The 14,274-nt window shown below is 45.1% G+C and carries 14 protein-coding genes; 10 read left to right on the forward strand and 4 right to left on the reverse strand.

Annotated features, from left to right (window positions below; translation table 11 throughout):
* Positions 1–11 precede the first annotated feature (11 nt).
* From aat to KHS38_RS15815, 8 genes are all read left to right on the forward strand, one after another.
* A complete protein-coding gene (gene aat / locus KHS38_RS15780; RefSeq protein ID WP_213489508.1) occupies positions 12–650 on the forward strand; it encodes a leucyl/phenylalanyl-tRNA--protein transferase in 639 nt (212 codons plus the stop codon).
* Positions 651–673: 23 nt separating this feature from the next.
* Positions 674–1,270, forward strand: coding sequence for a crossover junction endodeoxyribonuclease RuvC (ruvC, locus tag KHS38_RS15785; protein WP_213489509.1), 597 nt, complete (start codon positions 674–676; stop codon positions 1,268–1,270).
* Positions 1,271–1,423: 153 nt separating this feature from the next.
* Positions 1,424–3,169, forward strand: a complete 1,746-nt coding sequence (gene aspS, locus KHS38_RS15790) for an aspartate--tRNA ligase (protein ID WP_213489510.1) — start codon at positions 1,424–1,426, stop codon at positions 3,167–3,169.
* 26 nt (positions 3,170–3,195) lie between these two features.
* Positions 3,196–3,672: an FKBP-type peptidyl-prolyl cis-trans isomerase gene (locus KHS38_RS15795; RefSeq protein WP_213489511.1), complete on the forward strand. Its 477-nt coding sequence runs from the start codon at positions 3,196–3,198 to the stop codon at positions 3,670–3,672.
* A gap of 90 nt (positions 3,673–3,762) precedes the next feature.
* Complete coding sequence (locus KHS38_RS15800) at positions 3,763–5,067, forward strand: amidohydrolase (protein WP_213489512.1); 1,305 nt, start codon at positions 3,763–3,765, stop codon at positions 5,065–5,067.
* 197 nt (positions 5,068–5,264) lie between these two features.
* Positions 5,265–5,675, forward strand: a complete 411-nt coding sequence (locus KHS38_RS15805; RefSeq protein WP_213489513.1) for a hypothetical protein — start codon at positions 5,265–5,267, stop codon at positions 5,673–5,675.
* A 206-nt stretch (positions 5,676–5,881) separates the two neighbouring features.
* The gene (locus KHS38_RS15810) at positions 5,882–6,667 is read left to right on the forward strand and encodes a hypothetical protein (protein ID WP_213489514.1); all 786 of its coding nucleotides are present in this window, start codon (positions 5,882–5,884) and stop codon (positions 6,665–6,667) included.
* A 68-nt stretch (positions 6,668–6,735) separates the two neighbouring features.
* Positions 6,736–6,987 (forward strand): hypothetical protein, encoded by a 252-nt coding sequence (locus KHS38_RS15815; protein ID WP_213489515.1) that lies wholly within the window; start codon positions 6,736–6,738, stop codon positions 6,985–6,987.
* A 25-nt stretch (positions 6,988–7,012) separates the two neighbouring features.
* Here KHS38_RS15815 and KHS38_RS15820 read toward each other — a convergent pair whose 3' ends face one another.
* The gene (locus KHS38_RS15820) at positions 7,013–8,275 is read right to left on the reverse strand and encodes an MFS transporter (protein ID WP_213489516.1); all 1,263 of its coding nucleotides are present in this window, start codon (positions 8,273–8,275) and stop codon (positions 7,013–7,015) included.
* Between the two features lie 143 nt (positions 8,276–8,418).
* The gene (locus tag KHS38_RS15825; protein ID WP_213489517.1) at positions 8,419–9,933 is read right to left on the reverse strand and encodes a serine hydrolase; all 1,515 of its coding nucleotides are present in this window, start codon (positions 9,931–9,933) and stop codon (positions 8,419–8,421) included.
* Positions 9,934–10,031: 98 nt separating this feature from the next.
* Here KHS38_RS15825 and KHS38_RS15830 point away from each other — a divergent pair, with 98 nt between their 5' ends.
* The gene (locus KHS38_RS15830) at positions 10,032–12,209 is read left to right on the forward strand and encodes a S9 family peptidase (RefSeq protein WP_213489518.1); all 2,178 of its coding nucleotides are present in this window, start codon (positions 10,032–10,034) and stop codon (positions 12,207–12,209) included.
* 65 nt (positions 12,210–12,274) lie between these two features.
* On the opposite strand, the gene KHS38_RS15835 is transcribed toward KHS38_RS15830, so the two are convergent.
* Together KHS38_RS15835 and mutY are read right to left on the reverse strand one after the other, a co-directional pair.
* A complete protein-coding gene (locus KHS38_RS15835) occupies positions 12,275–12,706 on the reverse strand; it encodes a single-stranded DNA-binding protein (protein WP_249665426.1) in 432 nt (143 codons plus the stop codon).
* A 6-nt stretch (positions 12,707–12,712) separates the two neighbouring features.
* Positions 12,713–13,780, reverse strand: coding sequence for an A/G-specific adenine glycosylase (gene mutY / locus KHS38_RS15840; RefSeq protein WP_213489519.1), 1,068 nt, complete (start codon positions 13,778–13,780; stop codon positions 12,713–12,715).
* Between the two features lie 178 nt (positions 13,781–13,958).
* Between mutY and KHS38_RS15845 the strand changes: the two genes are divergently transcribed.
* Positions 13,959–14,264, forward strand: a complete 306-nt coding sequence (locus tag KHS38_RS15845) for an HU family DNA-binding protein (RefSeq protein WP_213489520.1) — start codon at positions 13,959–13,961, stop codon at positions 14,262–14,264.
* Positions 14,265–14,274: the final 10 nt, after the last annotated feature.

Here is a 14,274-nt window from a genome sequence, read left to right on the forward strand (position 1 = left end):
GCCTTGCAGATATGATATTTAAACTTGATGAGCGTTTAATATTTCCAAAGCCCGATCTGGCCGAGCCAGACGGGCTTTTGGCTATTGGCGGCAACTTGTCGCCCGAGCGCCTGTTAATGGCTTACAGTCACGGCATTTTCCCCTGGTATAGTGAGGAAACGCCTATCCTGTGGTATTCGCCGCATGAGCGTTTTGTGCTATACCCGCCCGAGCTTCGCATCAGTAAGAGTATGCGGCAAGTGCTGCGTTCAGGCAAATTCAACGTCACTGTAAACCGGTGCTTTGCGGATGTCATTGAAGCCTGCTCGGCTGTTCCGCGCGAGGGGCAGGATGGTACCTGGATCACTGCTGATATGAAGCAAGCCTATATAAAGCTTCACCGGTTGGGCTTTGTCCATTCGTATGAAGTATGGCAGCAAAATGAATTGGTAGGCGGCTTGTACGGCGTACAGGTAGGCCGGGTGTTTTGCGGCGAAAGTATGTTTAGCCGGGCAAGTAATGCATCAAAAATGGCACTTATTACCTTGTGCCAAAGCGGTCAATATGATCTGGTAGATTGCCAGGTGCATACCGAGCACTTGGAAAGTATGGGCGCCCACTTCATCAGCCGGGATACCTACATGGCCTTATTGCAAGATAATAGCGCCTGAAAAAAACGTACCTTTGCATTTGTATGCAGCAACAGCCACAAAAGGAAAGGATAATTCTGGGTATAGACCCCGGAACAGCGGTGATGGGTTATGGCTTAATTAAAGAAACCGGCAGCAAAATAGAGCTCATTAGCCTGGGCATTGTAAAAATACCACCCGGCGACGATCACATGATCAAGCTGCAACGCATTTTCGAAAAAACGGTTGCGCTTATCGATAACTATCACCCGGATACGCTGGCTATCGAGGCACCTTTTTACGGTAAAAATATTCAGGTAATGCTTAAGCTGGGGCGTGCGCAGGGTACGGCTATTGCTGCAGCATTATCACGTAATATTCCGGTAAATGAGTATTCGCCACGCAAAATCAAACAGTCTATCACAGGTAATGGTAACGCTACTAAAGAACAGGTAGCCGCTATGTTACAACGCTTGCTGAACTTTAAAGAAACGCCTGAATTTTTGGATGCTACCGACGGCCTGGCCGTTGCTGTTTGTCATAGCTTTCAGAAAATTACCACCGGTCGTGGCAGTAAAATCACTTATTCGGGTTGGGAATCGTTCGTAAAAGACAACACCCAGCGGGTGGCCTCACCGTTAAAAATCAAAAAGCCTTTGTAATTTCAGCACTGCTGTAGAATATTATCAGCCAGCAGTTTCCGGGCCCCGAATGTTATTCTTTACCTTCACAAAATACGCTTAAGGGTATTTTACTTTGCATTTCAAGGTATTTCAATTATAATTACTTTTGCAAACTTTACATTAACTGGTATTATGCTAAGAACTCATACTTGTGGCGAATTAAACATCAGCCACTTAGGCCAAACCGTTACCCTGTGCGGATGGGTACAAAAATCGCGCGACTTAGGCGGAACGACATTTATTGATGTACGTGATCGCTACGGCTTAACGCAATTGGTATTGAATACTGATTCGGATGCAGCCCTGCGTGATACCGGCCGCAAGTTGGGCCGGGAGTTTGTAGTGAAAGTAACGGGTAATGTGCTGGAGCGTACCAATAAGAACCCTAAGATTCCGACCGGAGATATCGAAATTGCTGTTGAGGCTTTAGAGATATTAAATGAAGCCAAAATACCGCCATTCCTGATCGAGGATGAAACCGACGGCGGCGAGGAACTGCGTGCCAAATATCGTTACCTTGATTTGCGCCGTAATCCTATACGCAACAACCTGATGCTGCGCCACAAAATGGCTCAGGAAGTGCGTAAATACTTAGACGGACTCGACTTTATCGAGGTAGAAACCCCGGTGCTGATCAAATCGACTCCCGAAGGTGCACGCGACTTTGTGGTACCAAGCCGTATGAACCAGGGCGAGTTTTATGCCCTGCCGCAATCGCCGCAAACCTTTAAGCAATTACTGATGGTAAGCGGTTTTGACCGTTATTTCCAGATCGTAAAATGTTTCAGAGACGAGGATTTGCGTGCCGACCGCCAGCCGGAATTTACGCAGATAGACTGTGAAATGTCTTTCATTGAACAGGAAGATATCCTGAACATATTTGAAGGCATGGCCCGTCACCTGTTCAAAACCGTAAAAGGTGTTGAGCTGGATGAGTTTCCGCGCATGCAATATGCTGATGCCATGCGTTTGTATGGTTCCGATAAACCGGATGTACGCTTTGGGATGCAGTTTGTGGAACTGAATGATACTGTAAAAGGTAAAGGCTTTGGTGTATTTGATAATGCCGAACTGGTGGTAGGTATCAACGCTAAGGGAGCGGCATCTTATACCCGCAAGCAGCTGGATGAATTAACAGAATGGTTAAAACGTCCGCAAATTGGTGCAACCGGTTTGATTTACATGCGCCACAATGACGACGGTTCGTTAAAATCATCAGTAGATAAATTTTATAACGAAGAAGAACTGCAAAAATGGTCGGCCGCGTTTGATACCAAACCAGGCGACTTGGTGCTGGTATTAGCAGGCCTTACTGATAAGGTGCGCAAGCAACTGAATGAGTTACGTCTGGAAATGGGCTCACGCTTGGGCCTGCGCAGCAAGGATGTATTTGCACCGCTATGGGTGCTTGATTTCCCGTTGCTGGAATTTGATGAAGAAAGCGGCCGTTATCATGCTATGCACCATCCGTTCACTTCGCCTAAACCCGAGGATATTACCATGCTGGATACTAACCCTGGAGCGGTACGTGCCAATGCCTACGATATGGTGATAAACGGTATTGAGGTTGGCGGTGGCTCTATCCGTATTTATGACCGCGAACTGCAATCGCTGATGTTTAAGCACCTTGGGTTTACACCGGAGGAAGCGCAAAAGCAATTCGGTTTCCTGATGGATGCCTTTGAGTTTGGTGCACCGCCGCATGGTGGTATTGCGTTCGGTTTCGATAGGTTGTGCTCTATCTTTGCCGGGCTGGATTCTATTCGTGATGTTATGGCCTTCCCGAAAAACAACTCGGGCCGCGATGTCATGATTGATGCCCCTGCAACTATTTCTGAAGCACAATTACAGGAACTGAGTATCAAAACTATAGTTTAATACGTAGGGGTTGTAAATACGATATAATGAAAAAACTACTGTTACTATTAAGCGTACTATTTATTGGCCTGGCTGGCTGTAAAAAAGACAAAACCAACAATTTTGATGCAGCCAAGCAAGCTGCCGAAGATGATGCCAAAATACAAGCGTATCTGAAAGCCAATAACATTACGGCTGTAAAAGATACTTCGGGCTTGTACTACCAGGTGTTAATACCCGGAACGGGTGCCAATGCCACCAGTAGTTCAACCGTTAATGTGAATTACACCGGTACGTTGCTTGATGGTACCCAGTTTGATACGGGAAATTTTAGCACCAGTTTAAGTGCCAGTGCCAATGTGATTAAAGGATGGAAGATTGGTTTAACGCATATCAACAAAGGTGGCCGTATACTGCTCATTATGCCATCGGCCTTAGGTTATGGTGATTTATCGCCGGGTGATAAAATACCGGCTAACTCGGTATTGGTATTCAAGATAGATATGCTGAGCATAAATAATTAAGTACTTTTTTTATATACTGACAGAAGAGGCCCTAAGGCCTCTTTTGTCATTTTAAGACTCTTTACTATCTTAATAGCCAAATAGCAATGTATGAAAAATACTTACTTAATCGCTCTTTTACTATGTGCAGGCTCGGCCTTCGGGCAGGATGCTTTGAAAGCACGTGTTGCGCAAAAAGCAGATGCGCTTCAACCCAAACTGGTAAACTGGCGGCGGGATTTCCATGAGCACCCCGAGCTGGGTAACCACGAAACACGCACGGCCGAAATCATTGCCAAACACTTAAAAGCATTAGGGATACAGGTACAAACCGGCGTGGCCAAAACGGGTGTGGTAGGTATACTTAAAGGCGGTAAGCCCGGGCCGGTGGTAGCCCTGCGTGCCGATATGGACGGGCTGCCGGTAACCGAGCGTGTAGATATACCGTTTGCATCCAAAGTAAAAACCACCTTTAATGGCAACGAGGTGGGCGCTATGCACGCCTGCGGTCATGATAGCCACATGGCCATTCTGATGGGCGTGGCCGAGTTGTTATCGGGCATGAAGAATGATTTACATGGTACGGTAAAGTTTATCTTCCAGCCGGCCGAAGAAGGTCCGCCGTTTGGTGAAGAAGGAGGTGCCGAACTGATGGTAAAAGAAGGCGTATTGCAAAACCCTAAAGTAGATGTGATATTTGGATTGCATATTAACGCTCAAACCGAAGTGGGTAAAATCACCTATCGCCCCGGTGGTACCATGGCTGCCGTTAATGATATGCAGATTGTGGTAAAAGGGCGCCAGTCGCATGGTGCTTACCCCTGGATGAGTGTCGACCCGATTGTGGTTTCGGCACAAATCATCAACAACCTGCAAACCATTGTAAGCCGTAATGTAAACGTAACCGAAAATGCGGCTGTGGTAACTATCGGTTCTATCAATGGCGGCAACCGGTCCAACATTATTCCCGAAAAGGTAGAAATGATGGGTACGCTGCGAGCGCTGAGCCGCGATGATGAAAAGCTGCTGATAGACAGGGTAAAACAAATTGCTACCAAAACAGCCGAAGCCGCAGGCGCTACTGCCGAAGTGAAAATCCCGTTCAGCGTGCGTTACCCGGTTACCTACAATGATCCGGCGCTAACTGCCCGCATGCTGCCTACCCTGCAGGCAACAGCCGGAACTGCTAATGTGCAGGAGAAACCTGCCGTAACCGGTGCCGAAGATTTTAGCTTTTACCAGGAAAAAGTGCCCGGCCTGTTCTTCTTTTTAGGCGGCATGCCTAAAGGTGTCAATGCGGCAAAAACAGCCGCACATCATACGCCTGATTTTTACATCGACGAAAGCGGCTTTAGCCTGGGCGTAAAAGCCCTGTGCAATTTAACGCTGGACTATATGGCTGGGAAAGGGAAATAAAAGGTTATGTTAATTCAAGTGATGAAAATAGATGAATCATCATCTATGAACCCAAACGGAAAAAATCTTGACTACAAGATTATTGAGTTTATCTGTTAGAGAGTTTCAAAAAGCTTTTTTGTTGCACATTCATTTGTAACTTCGGGTAACCCTTGATGTATAAAATGTATCTGAAGTATGTTTTGTTTTTGGTTCTAATGATTGTTGGATTAAAATCTAAATCTCAAACTTTATTGAATTGCAATCTATCTGAAATAAATAAAGCCATCGTTTTACATCAAGGAGGGCTTGTAAATAAATCCCTAATTAAAGCTAAATTTTCATATGCAACCCCGCCGGAAGGGAATGACTGTATTTTTCGTACTACTTGTTATTTTACTTCCAAACATAAATGCTTCAAATACATAAATGAATACTGGGGTGATGAATTACCAAATCAGGAAATAAATAAACTTAAAGCATACTATCCGACGTTAAAAAAGATTAACAACAAGCCGCTATGGATAGATCATAAAAAGGGGTTTCAGATAACTCTGGTAAACGACAAAAGAACAGGCGCAGCCTACTCACTGAAAATAGAAACCATTACCGGTAAAGGCAGATTATAAAATTTAGTTCCAATGGCATTATCATCTAAATATAACATAAATAAATCAATCTGAAATATAATGTGGTTAGCATAAAGCAAAAATGTTGTAAGTGCTCGACAGATTGAAAGCTGAATATTTAAAAATAACCTTATCATGTATAAGTCAATTCTCATCACAGTCTTGGTGCTGTTCTCCTTTCTTGGTGGCTTTGCACAAAAAAAGATTTGGCAGCTATCACTGACAGCATCCAAACCGAGGGTAAGCTGTTATATCGTTCCGAAATGGCCTCCTGGTATGGAACGGATGTTTTTATGGAAAAACTTAAACACCGGCAACCATTGTCTGGTGGATATCTGTCTTATGATACCGGGAAAGGAGTTAATAATATCTTCTTTGGTAAGGGCGATGACCCTGAAGTGCTGGCAACCATATCCTTTAACTATGATTTTGACTTGAATAGTTACAAACTGGATACCGCCAGCCGTAAACTCAACGAAACGGAGAAAGAGCTATTTACTATCCGCCGGGCAGCGCTCAGCGCTACCCGTACCGACACCCTGTTTAAACGGTATAATAACACCGGCACTAACTTAATTCCGGTGGTAGGCAAGCGCTATAAAAGAGTTTACATCCTTACCAGTCCTGAGCAAAGTGGTTATGTGATTTTAGGCAACGACTACCAGATTGATTTTGATAAGAACAATAATATCACATCAAAAAGGAAAATCCATAAATCCATCTTTGTATTGCAAACGCAGGGCAAAGAGGTGCAAACGGCAGGTATGCATAGCCATTTACCCACAACCGGCGAGTTTATGACGGTAACAGATGTGTGTACCCTGGCTTTATACGGTAAGTATACTACCTGGGACCAGTATTATACCATATCAAAGGATTGCATTTCGATATGGGATATTAAAAAGCAATTGTTAGTAATCATGACGATGAAAGCTTGGAAGCGCATAGGCAACGATGTTGGCAAAAGCTCTCTGAACCCACCATCACATTAACGCGCTTTATCAAATCGGCTTAAACATTTTTTTGAAAGCGGTTGTTGCATTACTAAAACCTATGAATTATGATGTTAACCGTACAACAAGCCGCTGAGTGGCAGGATATACTGATGATGGGTGCGCCAGCTGTAAATATGCAGCCCCTGTGGGCACAAAGTGTTCCTTACCCCGATGAAGATAATGCCGGTGATGACGATGAGGATTTTGACGACTTTATGGAAGACGAAAATGACCTGCGCGAAATCAGGGTAAATGATGATTTGGGCGAGCCTGACCCGGAAGATGACGATCATCTGCCCGATGAAGAGTTACAATAGTACTTATTGAAACTTTTGATTTTCTTTATGCCGTAGCGGCTTTATTTGTTTGGGCGCTGCGGCCAGTTTCTTTTAAAAACATACTGATGATGATAGCCAGGGCAATGCCGGCTATCAGGAACAGCCCGGCCGACTCAAAATGCCGGGCATGATCGGTTGTAGTAGTAAGCGTTTTACCATACAAACGGCTGAATAGTGGGCCAAGCAAAGCCGTTACGCCAAATGTAATAAAGTTAATTGCCCCTGTTGCGCTACCTTTCACTTTATCCGGGTTCACTTCTTTAATAATAGAGTAAGGAATCATGGCCGCGCCCGATCCTATGCCCATCAATAGCATACTGATGTAAGACGGAAGCAAGGTGGGCATGTAAAGCATTTGTGCAATACTCAAAATCATTACCACGCAACCGCCTATCAAAGCAGGTTTGCGGCGTCCGGCCACATCCGCCAGCCAGCCCAGTAACGGACAGCCAACTACCCAGCCCAACGGCACCATGGAGCTGATCAAGGTAGCTTGCTGGTAGCTTTCGCCTCTGTCTTGCTGAAAAAATACCACGCCCCAAACCATAATAAATACCGTGGTTGGTGCAAACAATAACCCCGAAACCAGGCCGCACAGGTAAGATTGTGTGTTGCTGAATACAATTTTGTAAGGTGCCAGCAAGCTGCCTTTCTTTTCTGTTAACTGCTGGTGCTTTTCTGCAGGTGTAATCACGAACTGTGCAATACATAATATCAGGCAAATGATGCCGATACCAATCCAAAATGCAGGCAGGGTTACACCTCCGTGTATCATAGGCGCCACAATATACTGCCCCGCTGTGCCGCCCAGCATACCCAGGCATTGCGTAAAACCGATAGCAGTAGCTAATGATCGGGACGAAAAGCCTTTACTGGCCAGATAAACACATCCGGGAAAGGCAAATGCCGAACCTGCTCCCTGCAGCAAACGACCCAGGTCACCAGCCAAAATGTTAGATATAGCAAATAAGATACAACCAATACCTAATATGGCTATGCCGGCAGTAACGGTATTTTTAGCGCCGACCCTATCCAGCGCTACGCCTGCCACTAAGCTGGTTACCGAATAGGTATAATAATACATACCTACAATACTGCTCACACCAACAGCCGTTAGCCCAAAAAAGCCCGAAAGCTCGGTAATCATAACCGATGGCGAGGAGCGCACAGCATATTCAAAAAAATAAAACAGCAAGCCAATCACCCAGGCAATAATGTATGGCCGGGTTGACTGGCTGGTGGCTGTTGTTTCGGTGCTTTGCGGCATATCAGGTAGTGTTCTTAATCGTTTAACAGCAATGTTGGATGACGGTTCGGTACAAATTGCTCTAAACCGTGTAAAAATTAAATAATTAGAGTCTCAGCAAGTAATAGCTTTTGGCTGATGCACCGGGATGAAAGAAGACTATGCTACTTCTTTCGGAATTCGTAAGGCGTGTATTCCACAAAGTCGGCCACCTTTACTTGTACGCCCACAACCCGGTTGTTTTGTACAATAAACGGAAATACGGCTTTGCCAAATTCCGGGTCCGAAAAGGTAACGTAAAAACGGTTACCGCCCAGTGGTTGCATACGGGCAAACATTTTAGGGTGATGCTCAAAGCGGGCTTCCAGGTCGTTGTTGTCACCTTTGCTGATGGTCATGGTGCCATACACATCACTTACATACTTGCCGGTGTATTCGTTTAATGAAAGTGCCGGGCGCAGGTTAAGCATAGTAGAGTCACGCATGGATTTATTATGCTGCTGCTCCTGCGTCAGGTTATTACGAAAATCGGTCAGCGCTGCATCACTATGGCTGCGAAAAGGCATTTTCAGATAAGCATCAATAATGTCCAAGTTCAATGTAGTAATCAAATCGTTCTGATCGGTATTGGTCAAAATCACAATCCCCAGGTTCATATCAGGCACCAAGGTAACCGATGATACAAAGCCACTTACGCCGCCGGTGTGCATGATCATGCGATGGCTTTTATAGCCCTTCAGCATCCAGCCCAGGCCATAAGCTACAAAGCCGCCGTTATCATCATCGCCCAATAAGTTCTGCGGTTGCCGTGTAGCGCGTATAGCAGCTTCGGGAATTACCTGTTTGTTGGCCGATTTGCCGTTGCTCAGCAAGGCCAGCAGCCATTTGCTCATATCGGTAGCTGACGAGCTGATAGCGGCCGCTGCACCCAAATTGTCTAACTGTGCATAAGGTATGGCTATCAGCCGGCCGTCAGCAATGGTGTGTGCGGCCGATTTGTTGAAAGAGGTGGCCATATCCTTAGTTTGCGTCAACGTGCTGCTCATGCCCAGCGGCATCAGTAAGCTTTCCTTTACGTAAACCTCCCACGGTTTATTGGTTACTTTCTGTACAATTTCGCCTGCGGTTACATATGCAGCATTGGTATAGCCCCACTTGCTGCGAAATGGATAACGCGCCTTAATATGGCTCATTTTTTCGATAACTTCCTTACGGGATAAGTTGCTGGTGTAGTAAGTAAAATCACCCTGAAAGGTTTCAAAACCTATACGGTGGCACAGCAAATCCCGGATAGTAGCCATTTCGCCGGCAGCCTTGTCATTCAGCTTAAAATCGGGCAGGTATTTGGTTACCTTATCGTCTAAGGATAGTTTACGCTCGGCTTGCAGGGTGGCCAGTGTTGTGGCTATAAAAGCTTTGGTATTGCTGCCAATCATGAACAGGGTATTTTCATCGGCTTTGGCGTTTACCCCAAGCTCTTTAATGCCATAACCCTTGCGCAAAATAATGCGGGCATCCTTCACAATACATATGGCAGCGCCCGGTACGCGCCAGTTGGTGAGGGATCGGGTGATGTAATTATCCAGGCTGTCTGTAAAAAAACGGTTACGGTTAATGTTCTGAGCCGTTGCAGACCAGCCTGTAAAGCATATTAAAGCAAATAAGTATATCTTTTTCATGAAAATGGCAAATGCGATAATCGTTTTAAAATATTAATTTAACGCAATTTTTATGACAGCATTATAGTACAATCAACTTTAACTATCGAGTGCAATATATGAACATCAAATTTTACAGGTCGGTTTTAGCGGCTTTATTTTTGGCTGCAGTAACGCTGGGGCAAGGTGCAAAAGCACAAGGGCTGCAGTGGGCAAAAGACGGCTATCATTTTTACACCACCAATAACGGCGAGATTGTAGAAATGGACATTCGCAATCCAGGTAACCCTACCGTACTGGTAAACCAGGCGGCCCTGACGCCTGCAGGCCACAGCGCAATCAGTGTAAGACGTTTTTCTTTTTCGGATGATCGTCAGAAAATCCTGATCAATACCAATACCAAACGGGTTTGGCGTTATGATACCCGTGGCGACTATTGGGTATACGATATCAAAACCAAAGCGATGACCCAACTGGGTAAAAACCTTCCTGCATCATCACTTATGTTTGCTAAAATATCGCCGGATGGTACAAAAGCAGCTTATGTAAGCGAGCATAATGTTTATGTGGAAGATTTGGCTGGCGGTACACCGCGTGCGCTAAGCACTGATGGTACCAAACGCCTCATCAATGGTACGTTCGACTGGGCTTATGAAGAAGAGTTTGATTGCCGTGATGGTTTCCGCTGGTCGCCTGATAGCCGCAATATTGCCTATTGGCAAATTGATGCAACCAAGATACGTAACTATCTGATGCTGAATACTACGGATTCGGCCTATTCATTCAACGTGCCGGTAGAGTACCCGGTATCCGGTACCGACCCGAGCGCTTGCCGTTTAAAGGTGGTTAACGTAACTGACGGTAAAACCATCAACGTAAACATTCCGGGTGATGCCGTGCAGCATTACATTCCGCGTATGGAGTGGGCTAATAACGGAAATGAGCTGATATTACAGCAACTTAACCGTGCGCAAAATGACAGCAAGATTTTTATCTGCAATATTTCAAGCAACGCTTCAAGAGTGATTTTCCAGGAGCAGGACAAAGCCTGGGTTGAAGCCAAAGATGAAGCCATAGGCTGGGACTGGATCGAAAACGGTAAAAAGTTTATCTGGCTGAGCGAGAAAGACGGCTGGCGCCATGCTTACAGCATTGATCGTTTTGGTAAGGCCAAACTGCTTACCCCCGGTAATTATGATGTGGTAAGTGTGAGTTTAATTGATGAGCCGCACGGTTACATCTACTTCATTGCCTCGCCCGAGAATGCGGCACAGCGTTATTTATACCGCGTTAAGCTAACCGGATCAGCACCGCAGCGTGTTAGCCCGGCCGATCAGCCCGGTACACACAGCTATGATATTTCGCCTAACGGCCTGGTAGCTATCCATACCTTTAACAATAGCTATACGCCTTACATGCGCGAGCAAATCAGCTTGCCTGAACACAAGCCGCTGGATGGCAAGCCAACACAAATCAAGGTAGATCCATCTGCTGTTAAAAACAAGGCAGAATTTTTTACCGTTACCACGGCTGATGGTGTGAAAATGGATGGCTGGATGATGAAGCCTACCAACTTCGACCCAACTAAAAAGTACCCGATCTTATTCTACGTTTATGGTGAACCTGCTTCACAAACCGCAGCTGATGTTTGGGGCGCTGGCCGTAATCGCGAGTATGCCGGGAATATGGCCGATGATGGTTATATTTATGTATCAATGGATAACCGTGGTGCACCGGTGCCTAAAGGCCGTGAGTGGCGCAAAGCTATTTACCGCAACATTGGTATCCTAAACGTGCGCGATCAGGCTATGGCTGCTAAAGCGCTGTTTGCTAAAAACTCGTTTATTGACACTTCCCGCGTGGCAGTTTGGGGCTGGAGCGGTGGCGGTTCATCAACCCTTAACCTGATGTTCCAATATCCGGAAATTTACAAAACCGGTATTGCCGTGGCTGCTGTAGGTAACCAGTTAACTTATGATAACATTTACCAGGAACGTTATATGGGCGTGCCTATTGACGAGGAAAGCCGTTCTTACTTCATTAAAGGATCGCCGGTTACACATGCTAAAAACCTGCGTGGTAACCTGCTGTATGTGCATGGTACCGGCGATGATAACGTGCATTACAACAATGCCGAGCAACTGATAAACCAACTGGTTAAATACAACAAGCAGTTCCAGCTGATGTCTTACCCTAACCGTACGCATGGTATATCTGAAGGTGAAGGCACCGTGCAGCACCTGCGCACTTTATATACCAACTATTTAAGAGAACACTGCCCTCCGGGTGCCAGATAACAAACAAAAAAGCCCTGCCGGTTCCGGCAGGGCTTTTTTTTGGGTTTATAATTGGTTAAAAATCTTTAAAATGGCAGGTCATCAGCGTCGGTCAAACGGTTGTAGCCGGCATCAGCAGCAACTTCTGCTTTGGCGGGCTGCCTTTGCGCATCATTGGTGTCAAAATCGCTTTTACGGCCTAGTATGGTAAAGTTTTCAGCCACAATTTCGGTAGTATATTTCTTAACGCCTCCTTTATCCTCAAAAGAGCGGGTGCGTAATTTACCTTCAATGTAAACCAGTTTACCTTTCTGCAAGTATTTGGCGGCCACATCGGCCAGGCCACGCCACATAACAATGTTATGCCATTCGGTTTGCTCAATCTTTCGGCCCTCCTTATTAAAGGTCTCAGAAGTGGCTAACGGAAAACTGGCTACTGATACGCCACCATCCAGATGCCTTACTTCCGGGTCCTTGCCTAAGTGGCCTACCAGAATTACTTTGTTTATTCCAGACATGTGTAGTTAGAAAAAAAGAGAATTGTATTTAAATTTAAAAATATTAGTTAAAAATATAAAAATGATTTTAGGCTGTGCTAATTTTTTTAAATTTTCTGCGTCTGTAAAAAACCAGTTTTCGTCTGGGTTTTGTATTGTGTTTTCTATATGTATAAACCGTACGGTTAGCCGTTGGTGAGTAAGTGCAAATTTCTGCAGGCCGAAAGCTTCTTTAATTTTTACGTTTTTGCCAAAATAGTGCTGAGCCTGTGGTAGTTGTATAACCTCATGGGCTGGTAAAAGCTCGGGTGTTTCGATCAAAGGCAGGTCATACATATTCGCCCAAATATCATTGCCTCCGCGCTTGTTCATTAAAAAGCGGTCATCATCAGTTATCAAAAAATAATTGAAGAAACGCTCCTTTATTTTAACCGTTTTGAGTTTAACCGGCAGGTAATTGATTGCGTTATGCTTAAAAGCCTCGCAACCGGTACGCACCGGGCAAATACCGCATGCTGGATTTTTAGGTTTGCACAGCATCGCACCAAACTCCATCATAGCCTGGTTGTGCAGGCCGGGGTGCTCATGGTTTAGTACCTCATCGGCCAGTTGCTGGAAAAGCTTTTTGCCTTTGTTGCTGTTGATAGGCTCATCAATGCCAAAGTAGCGGGCCAGCACACGGTATACGTTACCATCCACCACCGCCTTAGCTTCATTGGCCGAAAAAGAGGATATGGCAGCGGCTGTATATTCACCTATACCTTTTAATTTGATCAGATCCTGGTAGGCTGTCGGAAACTTGCCGCCGTATTGCTGCTGCACCAGCTGGGCTGTTTTAAGCATATTGCGTCCGCGCGAGTAATAGCCCAAGCCCTGCCAAAGCTTCAAGATATCGTCTTCGCTGGCATTGGCAAAATGAGTAACGGTGGGGTAATTTTCCAGGAAGCGGTTAAAGTAGGGCAGGCCCTGCTCAACCCGGGTTTGTTGCAAAATTATTTCAGAAAGCCAGATAATATAGGGGTCGGTAGTGTGGCGCCAGGGCAAATCACGCTTGTTTTCCTGGTACCAATTTACCAGCTCGTGGGCAAACATCATTACTAACAAATTTAACAAACAACGGCCGTTTAATGGTAAACATGGTGTCATGTTTACGCTTTGTTTGACTGCATTTCAAAAAAAACCATCTTTTATTTCAAAATCTCCCTTTAAACCTATACTTTTGCAACCCCAAAACAGTTAAGTATTTACATAAAAATAACAAGGAAAAAGAGACATGACTAAGGCGGAAATTATAGCTGAAATCTCAACTAAGACTGGGATAGAAAAAGTTGACGTTCAGGAAACTGTTGAGGCGTTTTTTAAAGTAGTTAAAAACTCAATGGTGGGTGGCGAGAACGTTTATGTAAGAGGTTTCGGAAGCTTTGTTGTAAAAAAGAGAGCTAAGAAAACTGCTCGTAACATTTCAAAAAATACCGCTATTATTATCCCCGAGCATTTTGTGCCGAGCTTTAAACCGGCAAAGACCTTTGTTGAAAAAGTAAAATCAGGCAACAAAGCAGAAAAAACTAAAAAAGCTTAATTTTTAAAGA

This window comes from Mucilaginibacter sp. Bleaf8, from assembly GCF_018390515.1.
In the GTDB taxonomy this organism is placed as follows: Bacteria; Bacteroidota; Bacteroidia; order Sphingobacteriales; family Sphingobacteriaceae; genus Mucilaginibacter.

Coding starts and splice junctions, on each gene's coding strand:
- KHS38_RS15830 (WP_213489518.1), top strand. CDS start 10,032: ATGAACATCAAATTTTACAGGTCGGTTTTAGCGGCTTTATTTTTGGCT.
- KHS38_RS15820 (WP_213489516.1), bottom strand. CDS start 8,275: ATGCCGCAAAGCACCGAAACAACAGCCACCAGCCAGTCAACCCGGCCA.
- KHS38_RS15815 (WP_213489515.1), top strand. CDS start 6,736: ATGATGTTAACCGTACAACAAGCCGCTGAGTGGCAGGATATACTGATG.
- mutY (WP_213489519.1), bottom strand. CDS start 13,780: ATGATGTTTGCCCACGAGCTGGTAAATTGGTACCAGGAAAACAAGCGT.
- aat (WP_213489508.1), top strand. CDS start 12: ATGATATTTAAACTTGATGAGCGTTTAATATTTCCAAAGCCCGATCTG.
- KHS38_RS15795 (WP_213489511.1), top strand. CDS start 3,196: ATGAAAAAACTACTGTTACTATTAAGCGTACTATTTATTGGCCTGGCT.
- KHS38_RS15835 (WP_249665426.1), bottom strand. CDS start 12,706: ATGTCTGGAATAAACAAAGTAATTCTGGTAGGCCACTTAGGCAAGGAC.
- KHS38_RS15845 (WP_213489520.1), top strand. CDS start 13,959: ATGACTAAGGCGGAAATTATAGCTGAAATCTCAACTAAGACTGGGATA.
- ruvC (WP_213489509.1), top strand. CDS start 674: ATGCAGCAACAGCCACAAAAGGAAAGGATAATTCTGGGTATAGACCCC.
- KHS38_RS15825 (WP_213489517.1), bottom strand. CDS start 9,933: ATGAAAAAGATATACTTATTTGCTTTAATATGCTTTACAGGCTGGTCT.
- KHS38_RS15805 (WP_213489513.1), top strand. CDS start 5,265: ATGATTGTTGGATTAAAATCTAAATCTCAAACTTTATTGAATTGCAAT.
- KHS38_RS15800 (WP_213489512.1), top strand. CDS start 3,763: ATGAAAAATACTTACTTAATCGCTCTTTTACTATGTGCAGGCTCGGCC.
- aspS (WP_213489510.1), top strand. CDS start 1,424: ATGCTAAGAACTCATACTTGTGGCGAATTAAACATCAGCCACTTAGGC.